Genomic DNA, 22,468 nt, shown 5'->3' with positions numbered 1-22,468 from the left:
GACACCTTTATAAATCCTGATATTTTTATAACTAAAACAGGGGAATCACTATGGCGAACGAATTTATCGCCCCCGATGGACAATCACGCTGCTACTGGTGCGGCGGGGCGCCAGAGTTTTTACCCTACCACGATAATGAGTGGGGCTTTCCCGTTGATAACGATCAGCGCCTGTTTGAAAAGCTCTGCCTGGAAAGCTTTCAGTCAGGCTTGAGCTGGCGGACGATTCTCAACAAGCGCGAAAATTTTCGCGCCGCCTTTCATCACTTCGACTTTCATCAGGTCGCACGTTTTGATGAGCGAGACGTGCAGCGCTTACTGCAAGACGCGGGCATTATTCGCCATCGCGGCAAAATTGAGGCGGCGATCAATAACGCGCAACGGGCACAGGAATTAGTCGAACAGGAGGGTTCACTGGCAGCCTTTTTCTGGCGTTTTGAGCCAGCACACGATGCGTTAAAAGCGCCGCAAACCCAAACCGTCTCGCCTGAATCTATCGCGCTCTCCAAAGCGCTGAAGAAACGCGGCTGGAAATTTATTGGCCCCACTACGGCCTTTGCGTTGATGCAGGCGATGGGGCTACTTAATGACCACTCACTTACCTGCGTAACGCGTGAACGCGCCGAGCAGGCACGCCTGCAGTTTCAGCGGCCCGTTTAGGGCTTATACATACGTTAGGACTCTTACTATCGCCTAGCGGATAACACGATAAACGGCCATGCTAAGAGTATCTCAACGGCCTGCGTGTTCTCGGTGCGCCTTCTTGTAGTAGTGTATTGACTGACACGCTCATCCATACACCAAACAGCAGCAGAACATGACGTTCTCAACGGGGTTTAATGTGGCTCAACCGCTCTCTTCGCAAGCAGACTCCCACGCATCGCGATGCAAGGCATGGAGCGTACATGCTCTCACCGCTAGCGGCGTACTGCTGGGCGTCATGGCGCTATTGGCCCTGATCGATGACAACCCGGTGGCTTGTCTGCTTTGGCTGGGGGCGGCGATGATGGTCGATGGCTTCGACGGCACGTTGGCACGCAAGTACGAAGTGAAAACCATCCTGCCGCACTTCGATGGCTCAACGCTGGATATGGTCATTGATTATCTTACCTGGGCGTTTATTCCCGCCCTGTTTATCTACTACTTTATCGATTTGCCGGCCGGTTTCTCACTGCTGGCGGTGTTTATTATCCTGCTCTCGTCGATGTTCTGTTTCTGTAACACCAATATGAAAAGCCAGGACAACTACTTTGTCGGCTTTCCCGCGGCGTGGAATATCGCCGCCGCTTATTTTTATATTCTCGATTTCCCACCCTGGATCACGTTTACCGCGATTATCGGCCTGGCCATTCTCACCGTTACGCGCATGAAGTTCCTTCACCCTTTCCGGGTACGCAAGTTCATGCCGCTCAACATCGCCATTACGCTTGTGTGGTGCCTCTGCGCAACATTTCTCATCCTCTCGAGCCCCGAGCATGCCGTTTGGGCTCTATGGGGATGGGGTCTTACATCCGTCTATTTTTTCGGCATGTGCTTATGGCGCACGGCTCAGGAATGGTTTGACTAAACCAAGCGATGGGAACCAACAAGGAGGTTGAACAATGTCACTGACCCCGGCTCAGGAGAAAAAATTCAGAGCGCTGGCGGCCGAGATAGAAGGAATCGATGTCGAGGTCTACGAGCGCTTCGAGCGCGACCCGCTCGAGCCCATCATCGGCCTTGGCAAGCCGAACCTGCGCATCGGCTTTTTCGGGCGCGACCCGGGCCGTGAGGAAGTCCGCTACCAGGAGCCCTTTATCGGCGCTGGCGGACAGTTGGTGAGAAAGGCGCTTCATGAACGACTATATGGCGAGAAGATGCCGGACTTCGAGGCCTCCCGCGCCGTGGGCGAGCACTTTTTCTGGATCAATACCGTGCCCTACAAGCCGGTAGGCAACAAGGCGTGGTCGATGAAGGTGAAGCGCCATTTTCACGACCTGATGAACGAGGTGCTGATCTCGAGCTGGGAGGGCAAGCACCTGATCACGCTGGGACGCGAGGCTTTCCTGTGGTTTGGCATTGGCCGCTCAAAAGAAGAACGCGACCGCCTGGAGGCGTTCTGGAAAAGTGACGAGCGCTTTGAAAGCAGCATCGAGGTAACGCTCGAAGATGCCCAAGGCGAGGCGCGCAATTTTACGCTCTACCCGCTCCCCCACCCCTCGCCGCTCAACCAGACCTGGTACGCCCGCTTCCCAGAGCTTTTGAAAAGTCGTCTGGAACAGCTGGATGTACGCCAGGGAAATCTGACGCTATAGACCTTGATTCGAACACAGGCCGTCGCGCTTTTTAATGAACGCCCGATCCGGACCAGTGGGTCGGGCGCGTGTCGGTTTTTTTACGGCCGCCACCGGGCTATGATCATCACCAGTACCACAGCAAAACCTAGCCTTGCAGCTAATATGATAAAAATATCCGCCCCAAGCATTACAAACAACAGCGTATCTTCGATAACGCTATGACAAAGACTTAGAAAACAGAGCGCCAGCACGCTATCGCGTTTGCTTAAAATACCGTTTTTGACATCCCGAATTAATAACCCCGCGCCGTAGCTAAGGCCCAATGTGAAGCCAATGACCGTGATACTGGCAGCTTGCGGCCCGATACCTAACAGCTTGAGCAAAGGGTTCAGGCCGCGGTGTATCCAACGTTCTACACCCCAGCGTTTCAGCACATCAAGCAGCGCCACCAGCGCAATGATCACCACCCAAATAGCAGCTAGTGTTTGAAGCTGTGAGACCGTCCACACAAGAATGTCAGGTTCTACCGTTGTCGAGGGCCGCCAGCCAAGCGACGCTGGGCCTTGTAAAACGTTGGCGTAGCGACAAAAAACATGGACTAGCCAGGCAAACAAGAGTGCGCCGCCCACGCGTAGCAACAGCGTCGCACGCCACGAAACGCCGGCGTATTTAGCAACGGCGCCTTCAACCGGGAGCGAATGGCCGATGAGTAAAAGGCTTCCCATTACAGATATCTGCGCCACGCTTAGCGGCGTATCGCCTACCGTTTGATAAAAAATAGCAATCGCTGTGTAAAGGTTGGTCATTAGCGCCGCGGCCCACACCAATCCCATGAAATCCGGCAAGCCCAGAAGCCCCATCAAGGGCGCAAGCGCCCCACCTATCCACTGGACCAGGCCCAGTTGCTGAAGAATCTTTACGACCACCAGTGCAGGCACCAGGATTTTTAACAGCCTGACGTAAACCTGCCACGACTGGTGGCTAATACTTCTAGCCCAATCAACTATCCGATAATTTTGGTGCTGCATGTCTCCCCCATTGCCATTGTTTTAACAACGGTTATAGTAATTGGAGCTATGCAGAATCTTCGTTCCAAGATGGCCAAATAAATCAATATTTGTTCTTAATCGACCAGGATTTTAAATTAAATTTCATGGATAGCCTTGATCGCCGCATTCTCAATCAGCTTCAGTTAGATGCTGGCATGACTAATCAAGCGTTGGCTGACGCGATAGGGCTTTCACCCTCGGCCTGTCTTAAAAGAGTCAATCGACTGCGCGCGGCGGGAATCATTGATCGTGAAGTAGCGCTTTTAAACCCTAATGCCTTGGGTCAGTGTCTGCATATGGTGGTAGAGGTCACCATGGAACGGGATAATAAAGCGCTCTATCAGCGGTTTTTAAACTCGGCGCTCAGTGCCCCAGAAGTAAAGCAGTGCTACCAGGTTACCGGCGAGTCCGATTTCATCTTGATCATGATCGTGAAAGACCTGGACGAATATGACCGCTTTTGTGACCAGGTACTTTACAGCGACGACAACATGCGTAAATTTCGCACCTTGCTTTCACGTAAGCGGCACAAGTTTGATATTTCCCTGCCACTTGGCGACTAGCTAAGCTAGGCCAGCAGGAAAACTTGAAACACATGCATGATGCCATCACCCGTTTCTAATCTTGATATGGCGTGTGAAAGCACGGTTTTATCCGGCGTAAAAATGCTCGCTTTTATCAAAAGCGAGCATTCAAGGCTTCTAAGTCGGCCCTAAATATGCCGATGCATCAAGAATCACTCAGCTTCGAAAACCACGGGAAACTCGCTGGCCTCGTCTTCACACGCCTCGACAGCGCGATACTCGGTCAGCCGGAAATTGCCGTCCTGCCACTGCCAGGTGCGCTCGCCGCCGCAGCCACCGGCGCCCCGGTCCTTGTACTGGTCGGTCAGTACGCCAGTTTCGGGGTCGAATTCAGGGTTGAAAAGTAACTCGGTGCCGGTCCAGCTGCCATCACGCCACAGGGCGAACAGCAACTTGCGCGGTTCGGCATCTTCGGGTTGATAAATCGCCTCATAAGAAATCTGGTAAGCACCTGCATTACACGGCACGAGCCACAGGTCGCCGCCTATCTCATCGTCGATCGCATAGTGCTGGGGCGCAATACCCAGCGATTCATCAATAGAGGCACAGGTAGCGCTCACTTGCGCGGCGACCGCTTCCGGCATTGTTGACGCCTCTTCGCTCGCTGGCTCCGCGCCGGCATGGGCGCTGGCGAAACCGATCGACAGGCCCATGGCCGCCGCCGTCATCCAACCCAGTGAACGTAACATCATGACCACCTCCTTCGTACGGTTCGCGCGACGTGTTTTCCACTCGCCACGACTTGAAAATGCGCGCTTGAAAACATCGCTACTTGATACTCCGATTTCGCCCAGGCCGCCATCCCCAAGCCGCCTGTTGCACCGTCGTTTCTCATTTCATACCCGTTAAGGTAACCGCGTGTTCGCACACCTGCGCGACTTTCTCGGTGGCCAGCGCGCTTGCGGGGAATGGCGCGCCTGGGCTCGGCTGGCAGAAAGAAATATCGGTTCATCCCCGCGTCTCCGGGGAACGGGATGCTACGCCTGCCAGCCTATGGACTGGCCCCGGTTTATCCCCGCGCCTGCGGGGAACGGCTCCTGCCGGTCAGCCTACCCTTTCCCATCCTCGGTTCATCCCCGCGCCTGCGGGGAACGGCGGTCGAGCGCTTGCGTACCATGGCCCATGCACGGTTCATCCCCGCGCCTGCGGGGAACGGCTCAACTTCCATTTCGCGAAGTGTTCTAAGGGCGGTTCATCCCCGCGCCTGCGGGGAACGGTCCGTACCTAAAACCTGGCCACTACCTGCATCCGGTTCATCCCCGCGCCTGCGGGGAACGGTATAGCAATATCCCTGATCGTGGCGAGAATGGCGGTTCATCCCCGCGCCTGCGGGGAACGGCATAGCCGCGGGCGGAAAGCTCAGGCCGATCTCGGTTCATCCCCGCGCCTGCGGGGAACGGGGATTCAAAATCCGCCGCCTCAACCTCTCCCCACGGTTCATCCCCGCGCCTGCGGGGAACGGCCTGTAGGCCTCCCGCTGCCTCTTGCAGCGCCCAGGTTCATCCCCGCGCCTGCGGGGAACGGGATCCTGAATATTTCGCCGCGGGCATTCCCAACGGTTCATCCCCGCGCCTGCGGGGAACGGTATTGTAGAAATTCAGCTTCGGCCTGAACGATCGGTTCATCCCCACGCCTGCGGGGAACGGTAGCACTGCCTGCAACTTCTTCACCCAGGCGGCGGTTCATCCCCGCGCCTGCGGGGAACGGATCACCCACTGGAAGTGTTTGTACAGCTCTGCCGGTTCATCCCCGCGCCTGCGGGGAACGGCACTTAGGGTCATGGAGTCAGTCAAAAACCAACGGTTCATCCCCGCGCCTGCGGGGAACGGATCAAGCCCTTCTGCACTTGTCAACGTGCCGTCGGTTCATCCCCGCGCCTGCGGGGAACGGGATTCGCGGTTTGTTCGTCACCATCACAGCCCCGGTTCATCCCCGCGCCTGCGGGGAACGGCAGTGGCGACTACGTCTTCCCAGAGCACTACGCGGTTCATCCCCGCGCCTGCGGGGAACGGGCGCCGCTAAGCGTCGTGGCTATCCCATCGGACGGTTCATCCCCGCGCCTGCGGGGAACGGGCGCATCAGCTGCTTGCTTGGCCGAAAAAATGCGGTTCATCCCCGCGCCTGCGGGGAACGGTTGATCTGGCCTTGGTAGCGTTCCTCAACCGACGGTTCATCCCCGCGCCTGCGGGGAACGGTGCCTGCTCTTACTGCTGTCTATTTCTACGATCGGTTCATCCCCGCGCCTGCGGGGAACGGAACCCACTTCCACTTTAGAACGATCATTCATGCGGTTCATCCCCGCGCCTGCGGGGAACGGTACTCAAGAGGAGATTGATGATCCCGCAGGAACGGTTCATCCCCGCGCCTGCGGGGAACGGAATACGGTGCTGCTCAGCCTCTGACTCAACACCGGTTCATCCCCGCGCCTGCGGGGAACGGCGCGCCGGTGATCAGCTTAGCCATGTCGATTACGGTTCATCCCCGCGCCTGCGGGGAACGGCGAGTCACTACACACCGAACAATTACAACGCGCGGTTCATCCCCGCGCCTGCGGGGAACGGCATTTTCCGGCCCATAGCGTTTACGTTGAGCCCGGTTCATCCCCGCGCCTGCGGGGAACGGACCATCGATGCGAACCAGGTCTTCGATCAAGACGGTTCATCCCCGCGCCTGCGGGGAACGGGACCTATTTAGCGAATGGACTATAAAGCCACCCGGTTCATCCCCGCGCCTGCGGGGAACGGGTTGGCTTTCTGAGCGGGAGCCAGATCCTTTAGCGGTTCATCCCCGCGCCTGCGGGGAACGGCACTGCTGATCCCGCTGCTTAAAGCGCACCGGCGGTTCATCCCCGCGCCTGCGGGGAACGGGCTCGTCAATAAGTTCGACATCTACCCTGAAGACGGTTCATCCCCGCGCCTGCGGGGAACGGTCGTCCGCTTTCGCGGTCTTCACGGGCGTCGGCGGTTCATCCCCGCGCCTGCGGGGAACGGAGATGCGTGTTAGCTGTCCAAGCGATTGATACCGGTTCATCCCCGCGCCTGCGGGGAACGGCATTTTTGGATCAAGTTCGGATTGTTCTCGACCGGTTCATCCCCGCGCCTGCGGGGAACGGAAGGGCGAGTTCTACCCCTGCAAACCCGAAATCGGTTCATCCCCGCGCCTGCGGGGAACGGATAGCGAGATTGGCGAGGCCGCTGCGATAACGCGGTTCATCCCCGCGCCTGCGGGGAACGGGCGCGTCGTTGAACTTAGCTGCACCACTTACCCGGTTCATCCCCGCGCCTGCGGGGAACGGAGCAATACCCCATGGCCTACACCCCCGAACAGCGGTTCATCCCCGCGCCTGCGGGGAACGGGATGGGGCAATCCAGCGTTAATACTTTGCCGCCGGTTCATCCCCGCGCCTGCGGGGAACGGATTGCTGCATGGGCCTGGGGCTGGTACGTACTCGGTTCATCCCCGCGCCTGCGGGGAACGGACGGGCAGTTTGAAGCTCTACACCCATGATATCGGTTCATCCCCGCGCCTGCGGGGAACGGCCCCGGTAAAGCGATGCGGGTGCTGTCGGCTGCGGTTCATCCCCGCGCCTGCGGGGAACGGAGAACTTTGGGAAGATGATGCCTTCGTCGGTGCGGTTCATCCCCGCGCCTGCGGGGAACGGGTTATGACAAGCGCCGCCAGGCCCAGCAAATGCGGTTCATCCCCGCGCCTGCGGGGAACGGGCCACCGATCCCGTTGAGCGTATTGGCTCAAACGGTTCATCCCCGCGCCTGCGGGGAACGGCGCATGACGCCCGTATCGTCCCAGCCATAAACCGGTTCATCCCCGCGCCTGCGGGGAACGGTTCAGCGGCATTCTAACGTCAACAGGTCTGGACGGTTCATCCCCGCGCCTGCGGGGAACGGCGGAACGACATTAACCGATTTAGATTCGATAGCGGTTCATCCCCGCGCCTGCGGGGAACGGCCCGCGACGCCCGCACCTGGGCGCTGCAGGAGCGGTTCATCCCCGCGCCTGCGGGGAACGGACCGTGGTTGACTTTGAGCAAGACCAATAAAACGGTTCATCCCCGCGCCTGCGGGGAACGGACGTGTTCTCTTGCTGATTAACGTCCTGATCGCGGTTCATCCCCGCGCCTGCGGGGAACGGCACTACTGACCCCACAGGACGTGGCCACCCTGCGGTTCATCCCCGCGCCTGCGGGGAACGGGCAGCGCGCTATTGATCTGCTCGAGCAGCATGGCGGTTCATCCCCGCGCCTGCGGGGAACGGCGTCTATCGAAGGCGTCGCCCATGTAATGGCTCGGTTCATCCCCGCGCCTGCGGGGAACGGCTCGCTCAATCTGGCGCACTACAGGTTCATTGCGGTTCATCCCCGCGCCTGCGGGGAACGGCTTGTCCGCCTGGATGAGAAGTTGGCTTCACCCGGTTCATCCCCGCGCCTGCGGGGAACGGGGTGCAATGTGCATACATAGGTGGCCCCTATACGGTTCATCCCCGCGCCTGCGGGGAACGGAGCTTTGAAATTCTGGAAGACGAAAAAGGCGGCGGTTCATCCCCGCGCCTGCGGGGAACGGCTCGATAGACCCTTGCCTGCCTCTTTGTTGACCGGTTCATCCCCGCGCCTGCGGGGAACGGGGGCGACATAATCGCCAGGGCCAGCAGCCAACACGGTTCATCCCCGCGCCTGCGGGGAACGGCTCATCGAAGAAGCCCAGTTTCTCAATAGAGCCGGTTCATCCCCGCGCCTGCGGGGAACGGGTTGAGATCCCCGCCGGGGGCGAACACGATTACGGTTCATCCCCGCGCCTGCGGGGAACGGCATGGCGGGCGCACTGCGCGACCACGTGACCGGCGGTTCATCCCCGCGCCTGCGGGGAACGGTTCAGACTCAATACGGCCGGTTTCACAATCCACGGTTCATCCCCGCGCCTGCGGGGAACGGACCGAGCCCAACACTAATTTGAAAACCACCGGCGGTTCATCCCCGCGCCTGCGGGGAACGGGTTTCGGCAGAAGAGTATGCCAGAGTTGCAGGCGGTTCATCCCCGCGCCTGCGGGGAACGGTTGAACCGAAACGGATACAGCTCAGCCGCTACCGGTTCATCCCCGCGCCTGCGGGGAACGGGCGCCAATTTGCCCAATGGGGTTAGATGGAACCGGTTCATCCCCGCGCCTGCGGGGAACGGCGATGCCCAGATATTCCGGCAAAGGTGAATGGCGGTTCATCCCCGCGCCTGCGGGGAACGGCCTCGAAGAACATGGCATACGCACCCTATGAACGGTTCATCCCCGCGCCTGCGGGGAACGGCAGTTATTAGAACTATTAGAAGAGAGAGAATACGGTTCATCCCCGCGCCTGCGGGGAACGGTACTGGAGACAATTCCCAGGGTTTTGGAATAACGGTTCATCCCCGCGCCTGCGGGGAACGGAATCCAGCGCGCTTATAAAACTCACGCAATCGCGGTTCATCCCCGCGCCTGCGGGGAACGGGCGGGCTTATTGGGAAGTAGAAGGTTTCGGCGACGGTTCATCCCCGCGCCTGCGGGGAACGGGCGAGGATGTGTCGAAAGCTTTGTCTGATTCACGGTTCATCCCCGCGCCTGCGGGGAACGGCTATCGGATCATCACTTTCCGCCCATTGCTGGCGGTTCATCCCCGCGCCTGCGGGGAACGGTCGTTGTGATTCAACTCCATCGCTACCAGCTGCGGTTCATCCCCGCGCCTGCGGGGAACGGTCGAGTCTCCCCATCCGCACCAATTTGAAATACGGTTCATCCCCGCGCCTGCGGGGAACGGTTCAAGGCTGGCTATCAAGCTGGGTCGACGAACGGTTCATCCCCGCGCCTGCGGGGAACGGGGCGGCATGTCGCTACAAAACATCAATCCAGCCGGTTCATCCCCGCGCCTGCGGGGAACGGACCAGTCGGTAAAACTAAGTCCAATACATGGTCGGTTCATCCCCGCGCCTGCGGGGAACGGCAGCAGGGTACTTACCCGAAGATGATGCCGAACGGTTCATCCCCGCGCCTGCGGGGAACGGTCTAATTGTAGTCAATTGTTTTCAAAAAGAAAAATCGCCAGTGGAAAATCCACCAGCGATTTTGGTCATTTTTTGAACAGCTCTATATTATTAAAGAGCATTAAAAACAGCTACTTATCCATGGGTGGCAAAAAACGCACCAAGCGTAGTCCGTCATGGTCGATGGGAACGCGGCGGTTATCGCCGAAGGTCTGAAACTCGAAGCCGGATTCGTGATTACTGGCCCAGGCCATGGCGACGTTGCCGCCCTCCTCGGCCAAGACCTCGATCTGCTCCCAGATCATTTCGCGGATACGCTTACTGACATCCCCCACATAGACACCGGCGCGAATCTCCAGCAACCAGACGGCGAGCCGCCCACGCAAGCGGGGTGGCACTGCTTCGGTGACGACGACGAGCATGGCCATGTTAATGACTCCTGTGGCCGCTATCGCCTATTGATGTCGGCTCGGGGATGGCAGGCGGCACGGCATCGGCCGGTGGTGGTGGCGGTTCGACCTCGCCTGCCGCCAGCACCTCTTCGATCATGGGAATAATGCGCTGGAGCAGCCGGGTCTGCTTGAAGGCATCGCGGCAAGCAATGCGTACCTCGCGCTCCGGCATGGGCGGGTTCTTGGCCGCGATGCGAAACGCCGCCGGGACCACGGTTTCGAATTTGACGATATCGGCGATGTCATAGACGAAGCTCAACGGCTTGCCGGTATGTAAAAAGCCGATGGCCGGGGCGTAGCCCGCGGCTAGAATCGCCGCTTCGGTAATCCCATAGAGGCAGGCAGTGGCCGCCGAGAGGCACTGGTTGGCCACGTCCGAGGCGTCCCACTGCTTCGGATCATAACGCCGCCCCTGCCATTTCAGGCCGTACTGCTTGGCAAGCATCTGGTAGGTCTTGCGTACCCGTGCGCCTTCGATGCCACGTAGCTGTTCGACGCTGCGCCGGGAAGGCGGCTACTCGCCAAAGCGCAGCTCGAACATCTTGCGCACGACCTTGAGCCGCAAGCTTTCATCCAGCGCCAGCTGGGCCTGATAGAGCAGCTTATCGGAACGCGCGCCGCCGGGCTGGCCGGCGCTGTAGAGCCGCACGCCCGCATCGCCCACCCAAATTAGCAGCGTGCCTACCACCGCTGCCAGCTTGACCGCCGCATGAGAGACCCGCGTGCCGGGTTCGAGCAGTAAACACGCCACCGAGCCCACGGGAATGTGCATGCGCTCGCCGTTGACCTCGTCGATGACGACGAACGCGCCGTCGCGCACGTCGATCTGGCCCATGCCGACGAAGATCATCGACATGCGATCCTTGAGGGGGATGGGCTTGAGGGGAATGAAGCTCATGGGTCACTCCGGTACGCGGCGCAGCAACAGCATTCCACAACCAAACGCCTTGGCACGGCCAATGCCGTGTTGCAGCGCTTCATTGAGCAGCGCGGGGTCGGTCACTTCCAGCAGGCCTTCGTAGTCCACACTGGAGTAGCGGATAGGTTGCCCGCCCTCTTTCTTGCTCAGCGCGTGCTGGCGGTAAGCACCTACTTCTGGCCTGACCGGCAGCGTGAAACCGAAGCTTTCAGCACGGCTTTTAAGCCACTGGCGCGCCGCCGCGTCCATTGCCTCGATGCAGGCCTGGCTCGTCCGCTCCCCTTTTGGGAAGGGGTAGCGCGCATCCATCAACACATCGGCGCGGCAAGAGCGACGGCCCTCGCCCGCCGGTTTCGCGATGGTGGGGTTAACACGCAGACGAAAGGCCAGTCGTTCACCTTTAACGAGCTGAGGCGAGAACGCCTTGCACTGCACCTCAAACCCATCCATGGCTTCCGGAGCCTGGGTCGAGTAGACATAGAATCGCGGCAACCCGGCGCTTTTACCGTTGGCGTCTTCTTCCATTTCCTGGCGAAAGATAAACGGCCGCTCGCCTTTGGGTACCTCGGGAAATAGCTGCCAGAGCAACTGGTGAGCGGTATAAGCGCCGCCTTCCAGTACATCAAACAGCTCGGCGCGGGTGAGGCTATTGAGATCCAGCCTGACACTTGAAAGATACATTAGCGCTCTCCTTCCACTTTCTCGGTGCGCCGGTGTTCAAGGCGGGGGCCGAACTGCCAGCGCCGGCGGTGCAGCGGCTCGTCCCACACCTCGCTAGATTCGTTGGCTGTATCGCTGCCATCGAGTGCATCGGCATCGCCTTCCCAGGCGTAAAGCACTTGCTCGGGCAGGCGTAATAGTTGCTGGTCCTTCTTCTCGTTACCGATCATCGCAAGCCAGGTGCGCTCCGGGTCCAATGCGCTTTCAAAGCGGTGATCCAGCGCCTGGCGCCAATGGCTGGCCTCAACCACTGTGGGTAACAAAGGCGCGGCCAGAGGGCACGCCTTGCGGCCGAGATAGAGCGGAAAACGGGGCTTTTCCAGCGCCGCCTTTAATTCCCCCAGCGACCAGGAGGCATGCGCGGTAAGCCGCACCGCCACGCTCCATAACCCGTCGCAGCGGTAGTCTCTTGAGGAGAGAATGGTATTGAGCGCTTCTTTAGGCACCGCCAACTCCTCGCGGCGGGTGCGGTGGGTTACCTTTGATTGCGAAGAAGGCATCTGCACGGTGTGATAATCGCGCATTAAAAGCCCCGGAGAGCGCTGCTTGACCGCGACCTGAAGGCCTTCGCGCAGGCGGCGCTGACCGTCATCGTCGTCGCGTTTGATACCCAGCGCCGCCCCGATCAGCCCCAGAATGGCGCTACGGCTTGGGTAGGTGGCCGTCGGCCGCGTCTCGCCAACGGCGGCCTCGCCCCAGCTCGCCATGGGCGCATAGAGGCGAAAAACCAGATGGTGTGGCATATCGCCTCCGCTTAGTCGTCGCCCTTGAGGAAGGTCAGCAACGCTTGCAGGTTGCCGCGCTGAATGTCGCCTTTCAGGGCTGGCGTTTCGTACTCGGGCGTTGCCGAGAGAATAAAGCGCCGATCCGCGCCTGCGCCGTAAGCGTCATCAAATGCCTGGGCCTGGGTTTCCAGTTTTCTAATCGCTTCGACGCCCTGACCTTCGCTCATGACAGGCTGCAGAAACGATGCCGACAGCGAACGCGGCTGCTGATCGCCCTTTTCCGCCAAGACGTAGCTGGCGTGGGCACGAGAGCCGTAGCTGTTCTGCTTACCCTTGGGGGAGATCTTGACGGCAGATTCCACCAGCGCGCCAATGGCACGGTCGGCCAGATCGGTATTTCCCTGGAGGTTCGCGATCAGAAGATCCCGATCAATACAGAGGTAGAGGTAGAACAGACCGGCGGCGAACCCGGCTTCGCCAATATGTGCCGCACCGCGGTCTTCATCGCCGCTGTTGAGGTCATCGACGGCGGTGAAATAGTCGTCCTCTACCTCGGCGGCGTGCACGGTAATGGCGTGGGCAACCTGGCAGGCCGCTTCGACGTTATAGCTCGGCGCGCCAGCAAGCATCCGCCCAAACAGCGCCACATCGACGGCGGTGGGCCGCCGGGCAAGCAGGGCCTTAAGCTCTTCGTCGGTCGGCTCACGTTTCTCTGCGGCCAGGGTATCGGCAAGCGCTTCCAGCGCAGCCACTTCTTCCGGGCCGACGTGGACCAGTTGCTCGATTTCGTACTCGTGCTTTTCGCCCTTGTCGACCTTGCGCAGCTTGCCGAAGACGCCGGCGATCTTCTCCGCACTGTTACCCGCCAGCTTTTCGTCGGCGCCAGCAGCTCTCATACGCTTGAAAACCTCTCCCCCCAAGCGCTTGGTGCGCGTGCCCTTGTGACTATCGACCGCCGCTTCAAACAGATCAGAAGTGCGCCAGTTGCGTTTGAGGCTTTGCGAGGAGACACGCAACCGTCGGGCGCCGCCCATGAACGCCGTCTTGGGGCGGCCCAGGTCGTCGCGGTTGAGGTTGGAAGGCGGGTAAGAGGTCAGAAGGTGAAGCTGGATAAAGTGGCTCATGATGGGATTCCTGAATAAAAAATGTGCCGAATGCCGAAACAGTGGTTGTTGATAAGTGACCGTTGCCGTTCAGTCGCCCGTGGTCGGCTTTAACGCTCGCGCCTGGAAATAGGCATCGCTCATGACGAAGGCGAAGCGTTGGGTGGCCTCGGCGCGGTACTGCCCGCGCTGCTCGCGATCCCAGAGCGCGACCATATCGGCCAGACGCACCACGCTGACGCCGGCGTTATCCGCGAGCTTGAGCGCCCGTCGAAAACGGCGAATCAGTTCCTCAGAGGCATGGCAATCGAGCAGCTGCTGAAAGCGCAGATCACTCATTCGCGGGGTATCACCGGTATTGGGGCGCTTCTCGCCCAGGCGTTTGCCCAGAGGAGCATCGAACGTTTCGGCGCGCAGCTCACTCGCGACGGCGGCAATAGTCGCCCATACCTCAAGACGCTGAGCACGCTGTCGGTTTGATCTCCCCGTTGGCGTCTCTTTCCATGCCTTCGACTCAAGCGCCTGCCAGAGATGACGGAATGCTTCGGTCAGCATGACCGACTCGATGGTGTCGCAGCGGCGCAACGCGGCGCGTACGCCTCGCAGATAGCCGGGTGCCTCGGTGATCTTTTTCAACGCAGGAGGGTCGAGCGTCAGCCGCTGCCACCAGCGACGCAGCATATATGCCTCATCAGGGGTAAGCGCGTAGCAGTAATCTTCTACCGCATCGCCCTTTGTGGCCTTTTCATCCGGCGCTTGCGGCGGCGTTTTTTCTACCTCACTCATGCAGGGCTCTCCTCATTGCGTTCAATCCTGGGCGCCTTCAGATCAAAATCGCCGATCTCGGCAAATGTCTGCACCGTCTTGCCAACCTTTTTGCCACTGCCGTTCAGATACGCCAGCAGATAGCGCCGCGCGCTGGTGATGCGCTCGAGCTGCTGCATCTTCATGCCTTCCAGCGGACCGCTGATGGCCTGGGCATCGAACAGCGCCACTGTTTCACGCTTGAGCGCCAGGTACCACTGGCGATGAGTCTCGGGCGAGAGCGTCGGCGTTTCATCGAGTAGCGCCTCCCCCATCTCGCGCAGCGCGCTGAAAAATGCCAGCTGAGTCGCCTCGAAAAACTGGGCGTCGATCTGGCTCATATCACCCTTGGCATCTTCAGGGCGTTTGAACCAGGCGCGCTTGAGCTGATTGCGCAGCGTCCAGCTGATCTCCGAGGCCAAGTCGACGAAGCGCTTGGCCCAGCCGCGCAGCGTTTCCTGCTGCCCCTCGGGCACGCCCACCAGCGGCATTTCCACGCTGTACCAGCCGCGCGGCTTCATGTTGTCCATGTCATAACCGAACACCCAGAGCCGGGTACGCTTGAACAGCGCTTCGAACGCTTCGCCATCGTCGCGCGCGGCCTCCACCTGGCGATACTTTTGCAGATGGTGAGTGACCACGCGGGCGGGCAGCGCGCCGCTAACGGCTTCATCTTCCAGCACCAGCCCCGGCCAGTGGCGGTAGCCAAGCCCCCCGGGCTGGCCCTTGCTGGAAAGCGGTAGCTCATCGAGCTTTTTAGGATTAAGGCGGCGATAAGGTGTGAGCGGGTGGCGCCAGGGGCCGTCGTAGTTGGCGCCCTGCTTCTTGGCGCGCAGGCGGCGCACCGGGTGTGTCGCCTCGCGGCCGCAAAGGTCGCACTCGCCCGGCGTCTCGTCGAATAGCAGCCTATAGCGCCTGGGCATCGACCAAAAAGCGTGCAAGGGGTGCACCTGCTCGGGCAAAACCTCGGTGCCTTTCTTGTCGCTGACACGGGTATCCTTCATCCAGAAGAACAGATCGCTATCGCAGGCTTCAGGCGCGCGCCATGTCTGCCCCGGCTGGCCCACCGCATCCGCGGGCATGACGTTGGGCCAGAGGCGCGCCCACAGTGGTTTGCTGTCGTCTTCCGGCAGAATCAGCGTGGTCAGCGGCCCGCCGCCGCGCAGGCCAACGCGAATGCCCGCGCCACCGGCGGGCGCGTTGATCTGCATGGTATAAAGCGCCAGCGCCGCGCACTCGGGGCAAGCAGTTTCCACCCGGCCGCGCTTGACGAAGAAATCGGTATTGTTCTTGATGCCGTTGGCGCCGGGCGAGTCGATCAAAAGGCCGGCAACCGGCGCGTCCTTGACGTCGTCCAACGGGTCCAGGTCCTGCATGAATCGCGGGCCGTCGCCATCCAGCTCGAAGGCAGAGGCAAAGGGCGCTAACAGATCATCGAGCTTTGCCATGCTGGGCGGCGTCTGATAATAATCCAGCCAGGCGTCGGTATTTTTGGGCGTCATCGCCGTCTGCAGCAGCGCGATCAAAAACTGCCAGGCCGCGCCCTGGAAATCGGCGCGAGGAAGTGCGAGGTCGAGCACATTCGGGTCGGCGAGGGCCGAGGGTGGGCGGTAGGCGATTCGGCCATCGCCATCGCGATACCGAAAGGGCAACCAGGGGTCTGTGAGTAGATTCATCGGCACCTCACGTGCGTTAATTTTGGCGTTAAGCGTTCTTTTGATTACCTTGTATCACTTGTCTTTCAGTGAAATGGCAACGTCTATTTTTGTTCAAAACTCACACCCCACTGTGCGTCGTAACCACAAGTATCCTCCTCCTCAGGCAGCCACGGCTGCACGAAGCGCAGCCCGCGGTGGCGCTGCTGTAGCGTTTCCCACTGCTCGGTATAGCGCTCCGGCAGTTGAGCTAGTTTCCTGGCCTGGCTTTCCGTCAGGCGACATCGGCTCAGTCGGTCGGCGTGGCGGTGATCTTCTACCCAGAGCACCAGCTCATCTTCCCGACGCTTGAGTAGCACGACCTCGACACTTTGCTCGTCGCTGAGCCGAGTGCCCATCTCGCGCTCCTCCTGCCACGGGTCAAAATCGCCATTGAGGCGGTAGCCATCTTCCAGATTCAGGGCGTTATGGGTGGCCACCGAGACCGCGTATTTATCCATACCGGTGCGCTCGAAGTGCGCCAGGTCAAACGCTTCCGGGAGGTCCTCCGTCGAGGCGGCGTAAACGCCCTCGATCAAGCTGCGCGCCTCACCCGGCATGGTGATGGCGCCCTGCTCGCGCAGCACGCGCTGGGTCAGCCAGATCAACGAGGTGTCTTTATAAACCGCCTGGGTGCCGCGGTGCGCTTGGCTCAACCAGTCCACATCGGGGGTATCGCTCCACGCGGGCGCGAGTACCTGCAGCACGGGCGCGGAACGTTCGCCGCGCTGGTGGCGCTGCAACCGACCGGCGCGCTGGATCAAGAGGTCAATGGGCGCGATGTCACTGACCATCTGGTCAGCATCACAGTCCAAGCTCTCTTGGAAAACCTGCGTTGTAACAATCACTTGCCCACGCCTCAGTGACGGCGTGGACTCCTTGCCGAAGCGACGAATCACCTCGGACTCGATCCGCTGGCGGTCTAGCATCGCAAAGCGTGCGTGGAAAAGCAGGCAGCGTTCGGGCTCGGGGTGGTGCTCACGCAGTTGCTGGAAGGCGCGGATGGCGTCGTCGACGGTGTTGCGCACCCAAACGATGCACTCGCCCGCTTCTACGGCGGCCAGTACACGCTCGATAGCCTCGTCTTCGCTTTCCAGCCAGTCGACTGCCACACGGCGTGCGACTTCCGGACGTGTCTTGACGGGCACTTCGTGGGTAGCGCTCCTTCCGCAATGGGTTAGCAGAGGGTAGTCGTGTGCTTCAAGTGGGCTGGTTTCAACCCCAAGACCGTGGCGCCACGCCGCCGTAAGCGACTCGCGCATGGCGTGTGGCAGCGTGGCCGTCAACAGGATAACGCTACCGCCCTGGCGGGCGTGGTGGGCCAGTAGCTGATGCAGCAGGGTTTGCATGTAGTGGTCGAAGGCGTGGACTTCGTCGATGATCAGCACCTTGCGCGCCAGCCCCAGCAAGCGCATCGACTGGTGGCGAAACGGTAAGCCGCCCATCAGCGCCTGGTCGATAGTGCCCACCCCCACATCGGCCAACAGCGCCTTCTTGTTGGAGTCCGCCAGCCAACGATTGCACTGGGTCGAGGCGCTTGCATCAAGAGCATCGTAATCGTCGTTTTCTGGCTGGGTGGCCGTCACCGCGCGCTCGAAATCCTCATTGAGCTCGCGCGCCCCGTGGGCAAGCACCAACGAAGGCTTTGATGCGCTGCTGTAAAAGTGATGATGAAGATTGCCCAGGCGGGCGTACATGGCGTTGGAGGTGGCCATGGTGGGCAAGGCAAAATAGAGGCCCTCGCCGTGGCCCGCGGCCAGCAGGCGCTGGGCTAGAATGCAGGCGGCTTCGGTCTTGCCTGCGCCGGTCACGTCTTCAAGGATGAACAGCTGCGGTCCGGCCTGGAGCGGCAGATCTTCTGCCTTCTTCTGCAGCGGGGTCGGTGTCACCTTGCCTGCAAACCACTGATCGAGGCCTGCGTAGGGGGTCGGCGTGGGCGGGCGACCAAACCCGGTGGCCCTCAGCACCGCCTCGGCCTGGAAAAGCGCTTTAGGCCAGTAATCGCCCAGCGCCATCGCCTTTTGGCAGTAGGGAAAGTAGTCGCGGTGCGAGCCCAGCCAGTCGCTAAGCGTCGCCCAGCCGGCTATTGTCCAGCTCAAAGTCTTGAAACGCGCCAGCCACTCTTCATCCAGCAGTTTTTCAACCGGCCAGTCGGGCTCGACCAATGCGGCCCAGTCGGCGACGAAACTGCCTGCAGCCACAGCATCGTCAAGCTCGCCGTCGTTGACGAAAAAGTCCGCAAACGCCAGTTGGCCGGTGGCTACAGGGCGACCATGGTGGCCGAAAAACGGTGCCATCAAACTATCTATTGGTTCCAACAACTTTCTGGCAGGCGCCTCCCTTTCTGGCCAGTGCAATACACCCTCCTTGCGCCACGCTTTCCAGCAAGCATCCCAGAGCAACACACCCAAACGGTCGTGACGCTGCTGATAGGGCTTGCCTTGCGGCGGCGCCATACCGTCGAGCGAGAGTTTCAGCACCTCCTGAAAGGCGCGGGAGAACTTGCCCAGGTCGTGAAGCCCCAATAAAAAAACCATCAGCTGCCGTAATGGCTCGGGCTCGATGCCCAGCTGCGCGGCCAGCTGCTTCGTCAAGGGGCGCTCAGGCGCAAGTAGCTGCCAACCAACGGCCGCTACATCCAGGCTATGCCAGGCCAGCAGATGGCAAGCATCTCCCGCCTGCCCCGGCAGGGCCTTGCCGGCATAGCGGTGATAGACCGGCAAACGTGAAGATCGAGTCGGCATGGCCAGAACATTCTCCCTTGATCAGGATGACAGCCACGCTCGCTCAGTAAAATTAGCGAACTGACCAAAACCGACGATAGCGTGTCTACAAGTTGAAGGGAAGGTCCAAAACGACCGTTGGGTGAACGCGTTGCGTCATCATGAAAAAACCCGCTCTCGGTCGAGAGCGGGTTTTCCATTTGGCCTGCGGCTTCAGCGTCGCCACATCAATACGCCTGCCTCATTGAGTCAGGCTATTCGTTACGCGTGGGTCAGCTTTTCCAATGCCGCCGAGGCAATGAACGCAGAGCGGCTTTTAATACCGTGCGTAGTAACGTATTTGTCGATCTGGCGGATGACATGACCTGGCAGCGTCACATTCACCTTTTTGGTTTTACCCAGGTAGGGAGAGATATCAATATCGATAATCCCCCAGCCATACCCCTCAAACTCTGGATTCTTACGATGCTCCGCAATGCTGCGGGGCATGGGGATATCTTTATTTTCGTTGGCTAATTCTTCCAGCTGGATATGGGCCACTTCCACCGCCATTTCATAGGCGTGTTCGGTCGTGTCAACCGCGGTCACGGCCCCGGGAATATCCGGATATGACGATACCGGTGGCGGTGTGCTCATCACCCCATTCGATAGCAATCGGATATTGCATGGTTTACTTCCTGAACGACCGGGCTACCTGAGTCGCCATCCATGCCGGAGGGCGACCCATGAAGAGCGGTTCATCCCCACGTCTGTGAGGAACGGATTATCTATAACCCTCTTCTTCCAGTCGTTCTCTTTCTTCTGCCATGACTTTGGCTAGTGAATAGGCATCATACGCTATCTGCCCATGGTCGAAATCGATTGCAAGTTCATTGTCGGTATCAGGAATTGCTGCATTGCCAAACCTGCAAAATAGTCGAGCCTATCAACGTTCATATAGCCTCCATTATCTAGTTCCCAAGCAAAAAAAGCCCAACGGCACGATCCGTTGAGCTTTAAACTGGTGAATTAGTAACTTACTAATTCAAACAGCAGCGATTCTTTCAATATGATTTTGCTCTTTATGCTCGGCTTGCCATAGGTCGTAGTTGGTCTGCATGGTCATCCAGTGCTTAGCGTTACCAATACCGCCATGCTCAAGCCTAACCGCAAAATCAGGGGAAATGCTGGCATGCTCATGCAAAACGCGGGATACCGCTGTGCGGGACATACCTAGTTTCTTGGAAAAATCAGTGACATTCAGCCCCAGCGCGGGCACGATCCGGCGGCGTAACAAGCTGCCTGGGTGCGGCGGATTCATCATTGTCATCACGTTATCCTCATCATCATCATGCACAATATTTTTAATCTGTATATTTAGAGGCTGTGCAATCGTGGCTACCGCTCAAGTGGCGAAACCATCCCATTCGGTGGACCTTGATAACCGTATCGTATCGGTTATCAAGGAGCGCCGCCGTCAGTGGTAGTCTAAATAGTCAACAAGGTGTGCATCTTCCCCATCAAACGTAAATATCACTACCCAATTACCGTTTACATGCACTGAAAAAAAGCCCTTCTTATCACCTTTCAAGCCATGGAAATCAAAACCTGGTAAATCCATATCGTTTGGCTTGGTTGCGGCATCCAGTGCTGCCAGTATGTCTCTTAAATCGTCTACATGGTTAGGCTGTACTCCTTGGGGCTCCCCCCGCTCATAAAGCCGTTTCAGGCCTTTGTGCTTGATTTTCTTTATCATCGCATCGCTTTGCCTCCCTTGCCGCCGAGCCTGCATAAATTGTAGCGCGTAACGCCACACGCATCAATAATGAATAGGCATTATGTGTACACCCTTATACCCCTTCTTTTTATATATACGGTTCATCCCCACGCCTGTGGGGAACGGGGTCATGCGAAGCCGCTCCAGCTATATCCTTGCGGTTCATCCCCACGCCTGTGGGGAACGGACTCGGGGTGAGCTGTGAAATTATCATTCCTGCGGTTCATCCCCACGCCTGTGGGGAACGGACTCGGGGTGAGCTGTGAAATTATCATTCCTGCGGTTCATCCCCACGCCTGTGGGGAACGGTTCACTAATAGCGCAGTAGAAGCGCCACACGGCGGTTCATCCCCACGCCTGTGGGGAACGGTGGAAGCGGCATTTGAAGAAATGCAGCGGACGCGGTTCATCCCCACGCCTGTGGGGAACGGTACAATAGGCAAATGCTCAATAAAAGCAATCACGGTTCATCCCCACGCCTGTGGGGAACGGCCGCCAGTAACTCTAACGAGCATTTCTAACACCGGTTCATCCCCACGCCTGTGGGGAACGGCTATAAGCTTCATGTTGCTGAGAACGTTATTACGGTTCATCCCCACGCCTGTGGGGAACGGTTAGCTGGTCGCTCTTGGCTTGCATTGCTTGGCGGTTCATCCCCACGCCTGTGGGGAACGGTTAACTGGCACGCTGCTGGCCTTCCTGGCTCGCGGTTCATCCCCACGCCTGTGGGGAACGGTGGAAGCGGCTTTCGAAGAAATGCGCCAAACACGGTTCATCCCCACGCCTGTGGGGAACGGCTGTTTTGCTGCCGCTGCTGCCGCTTCCTGGGCGGTTCATCCCCACGCCTGTGGGGAACGGAACTGTCAAAAACGTCAGCCAGGATATTGAGTTCGGTTCATCCCCACGCCTGTGGGGAACGGGCTAAAGGCGAGGCTAGTGGGCAGCATAGTCGACGGTTCATCCCCACGCCTGTGGGGAACGGACGTCCCAAAAGTTACGGCCAATCTCGGTAAACGGTTCATCCCCACGCCTGTGGGGAACGGCATCCACTCGCCTTTATCAACTACGGCCAGTGCGGTTCATCCCCACGCCTGTGGGGAACGGATTCATTGCCTGCCGACCAGCGGGCTAGAGTGCGGTTCATCCCCACGCCTGTGGGGAACGGGTGCAACCCACCTGATCCCTGTTTAATGTCACCGGTTCATCCCCACGCCTGTGGGGAACGGCAGCGCAAGTTTGATGAGTTCACCGGGAAAGACGGTTCATCCCCACGCCTGTGGGGAACGGTATTCATCGCTACTCTTACTATCATGACCTGGCGGTTCATCCCCACGCCTGTGGGGAACGGCTCAGCGTCATCCCCGCCTGCGCGGGGAACACCGGTTCATCCCCACGCCTGTGGGGAACGGCATGCCGTAGGAGGCAAGGCCGACCATGGGAACGGTTCATCCCCACGCCTGTGGGGAACGGCACGCTAAGGGCAGGCTAACCGAAAAAGCTGACGGTTCATCCCCACGCCTGTGGGGAACGGGCCATCACGCGATTAACGATTGCCCGGTAATGCGGTTCATCCCCACGCCTGTGGGGAACGGCGCTCTGCTAGAACTGCTTTTGTCAGCCCGCGCGGTTCATCCCCACGCC

The 22,468-nt window shown here is 59.4% G+C and carries 17 protein-coding genes, 1 pseudogene and 2 CRISPR repeat arrays (1 of these 20 only partly in view); of the genes and pseudogenes, 4 read left to right on the top strand and 14 right to left on the bottom strand.

Annotation, left to right across the window (positions count from 1 at the left end; genetic code table 11):
• Window positions 1–50: 50 nt before the first annotated feature.
• The 3 genes from ACT3R7_RS04140 to ACT3R7_RS04130 all read left to right on the top strand — a co-directional run bounded on the left by ACT3R7_RS04140 (window position 51) and on the right by ACT3R7_RS04130 (window position 2,293).
• Window positions 51–659, top strand: a complete 609-nt coding sequence (locus ACT3R7_RS04140; protein WP_018917071.1) for a DNA-3-methyladenine glycosylase I — start codon at window positions 51–53, stop codon at window positions 657–659.
• A 157-nt stretch (window positions 660–816) separates the two neighbouring features.
• Window positions 817–1,566 carry a phosphatidylcholine synthase gene (gene pcsA / locus ACT3R7_RS04135; RefSeq protein ID WP_018917070.1) on the top strand — a complete coding sequence of 250 codons (750 nt, stop codon included), beginning with the start codon at window positions 817–819 and terminating at the stop codon, window positions 1,564–1,566.
• 34 nt (window positions 1,567–1,600) lie between these two features.
• Entirely contained in the window at window positions 1,601–2,293 is a 693-nt protein-coding gene (locus ACT3R7_RS04130) for a uracil-DNA glycosylase family protein (protein WP_192536581.1), read from the top strand.
• Between the two features lie 80 nt (window positions 2,294–2,373).
• Here the strand turns inward: ACT3R7_RS04130 and ACT3R7_RS04125 are convergent, their stop codons facing one another.
• The gene (locus ACT3R7_RS04125) at window positions 2,374–3,303 is read right to left on the bottom strand and encodes a nucleoside recognition domain-containing protein (RefSeq protein WP_192536582.1); all 930 of its coding nucleotides are present in this window, start codon (window positions 3,301–3,303) and stop codon (window positions 2,374–2,376) included.
• Between the two features lie 125 nt (window positions 3,304–3,428).
• Between ACT3R7_RS04125 and ACT3R7_RS04120 the strand changes: the two genes are divergently transcribed.
• On the top strand, window positions 3,429–3,887 hold the full coding sequence (locus ACT3R7_RS04120; protein ID WP_192536583.1) for an Lrp/AsnC family transcriptional regulator: 459 nt from the start codon (window positions 3,429–3,431) through the stop codon (window positions 3,885–3,887).
• A 173-nt stretch (window positions 3,888–4,060) separates the two neighbouring features.
• On the opposite strand, the gene ACT3R7_RS04115 is transcribed toward ACT3R7_RS04120, so the two are convergent.
• The 13 genes and pseudogenes from ACT3R7_RS04115 to ACT3R7_RS04055 all read right to left on the bottom strand — a co-directional run bounded on the left by ACT3R7_RS04115 (window position 4,061) and on the right by ACT3R7_RS04055 (window position 20,806).
• Entirely contained in the window at window positions 4,061–4,600 is a 540-nt protein-coding gene (locus ACT3R7_RS04115; protein ID WP_192536584.1) for a DUF1176 domain-containing protein, read from the bottom strand.
• Between the two features lie 252 nt (window positions 4,601–4,852).
• A CRISPR array of direct repeats spans window positions 4,853–9,952; the repeat unit is 29 nt; unit sequence CGGTTCATCCCCGCGCCTGCGGGGAACGG.
• Between the two features lie 110 nt (window positions 9,953–10,062).
• A complete protein-coding gene (gene cas2e, locus ACT3R7_RS04110; RefSeq protein WP_106375122.1) occupies window positions 10,063–10,359 on the bottom strand; it encodes a type I-E CRISPR-associated endoribonuclease Cas2e in 297 nt (98 codons plus the stop codon).
• A gap of 1 nt (window position 10,360) precedes the next feature.
• Window positions 10,361–10,882: pseudogene (gene cas1 / locus ACT3R7_RS04105) on the bottom strand (CRISPR-associated endonuclease Cas1); the annotation flags it as partial.
• 15 nt (window positions 10,883–10,897) lie between these two features.
• Window positions 10,898–11,281, bottom strand: a complete 384-nt coding sequence (locus ACT3R7_RS04100) for a hypothetical protein (protein ID WP_496198837.1) — start codon at window positions 11,279–11,281, stop codon at window positions 10,898–10,900.
• A 3-nt stretch (window positions 11,282–11,284) separates the two neighbouring features.
• Window positions 11,285–11,983, bottom strand: a complete 699-nt coding sequence (cas6e, locus tag ACT3R7_RS04095) for a type I-E CRISPR-associated protein Cas6/Cse3/CasE (RefSeq protein WP_192536586.1) — start codon at window positions 11,981–11,983, stop codon at window positions 11,285–11,287.
• Complete coding sequence (gene cas5e, locus ACT3R7_RS04090) at window positions 11,983–12,765, bottom strand: type I-E CRISPR-associated protein Cas5/CasD (protein ID WP_192536587.1); 783 nt, start codon at window positions 12,763–12,765, stop codon at window positions 11,983–11,985. The genes cas6e and cas5e overlap by 1 nt, the downstream gene beginning before the upstream one ends.
• 11 nt (window positions 12,766–12,776) lie before the next feature.
• Window positions 12,777–13,871 carry a type I-E CRISPR-associated protein Cas7/Cse4/CasC gene (cas7e, locus tag ACT3R7_RS04085; RefSeq protein ID WP_192536588.1) on the bottom strand — a complete coding sequence of 365 codons (1,095 nt, stop codon included), beginning with the start codon at window positions 13,869–13,871 and terminating at the stop codon, window positions 12,777–12,779.
• Between the two features lie 69 nt (window positions 13,872–13,940).
• On the bottom strand, window positions 13,941–14,636 hold the full coding sequence (casB, locus tag ACT3R7_RS04080; protein ID WP_192536589.1) for a type I-E CRISPR-associated protein Cse2/CasB: 696 nt from the start codon (window positions 14,634–14,636) through the stop codon (window positions 13,941–13,943).
• The gene (casA, locus tag ACT3R7_RS04075; protein WP_193091092.1) at window positions 14,633–16,330 is read right to left on the bottom strand and encodes a type I-E CRISPR-associated protein Cse1/CasA; all 1,698 of its coding nucleotides are present in this window, start codon (window positions 16,328–16,330) and stop codon (window positions 14,633–14,635) included. Before casA ends, casB begins: the two co-directional genes overlap by 4 nt.
• A gap of 83 nt (window positions 16,331–16,413) precedes the next feature.
• Window positions 16,414–19,092: a CRISPR-associated helicase Cas3' gene (cas3, locus tag ACT3R7_RS04070; RefSeq protein ID WP_192536591.1), complete on the bottom strand. Its 2,679-nt coding sequence runs from the start codon at window positions 19,090–19,092 to the stop codon at window positions 16,414–16,416.
• A gap of 240 nt (window positions 19,093–19,332) precedes the next feature.
• Window positions 19,333–19,707 carry a type II toxin-antitoxin system HicB family antitoxin gene (locus ACT3R7_RS04065; protein ID WP_225735996.1) on the bottom strand — a complete coding sequence of 125 codons (375 nt, stop codon included), beginning with the start codon at window positions 19,705–19,707 and terminating at the stop codon, window positions 19,333–19,335.
• 388 nt (window positions 19,708–20,095) lie between these two features.
• Window positions 20,096–20,380, bottom strand: coding sequence for a HigA family addiction module antitoxin (locus tag ACT3R7_RS04060; protein ID WP_225735997.1), 285 nt, complete (start codon window positions 20,378–20,380; stop codon window positions 20,096–20,098).
• A gap of 147 nt (window positions 20,381–20,527) precedes the next feature.
• Window positions 20,528–20,806 carry a type II toxin-antitoxin system RelE/ParE family toxin gene (locus ACT3R7_RS04055; RefSeq protein WP_192528222.1) on the bottom strand — a complete coding sequence of 93 codons (279 nt, stop codon included), beginning with the start codon at window positions 20,804–20,806 and terminating at the stop codon, window positions 20,528–20,530.
• A gap of 118 nt (window positions 20,807–20,924) precedes the next feature.
• Window positions 20,925–22,468: a CRISPR direct-repeat array (repeat unit 29 nt; unit sequence CGGTTCATCCCCACGCCTGTGGGGAACGG); it runs 561 nt beyond the window's last position.

It is taken from the genome of Halomonas sp. AOP43-A1-21 (assembly GCF_052376775.1).
Lineage (GTDB): Bacteria > Pseudomonadota > Gammaproteobacteria > Pseudomonadales > Halomonadaceae > Vreelandella > Vreelandella colorata.
This window is presented reverse-complemented; position numbering and strand designations above follow the sequence as displayed.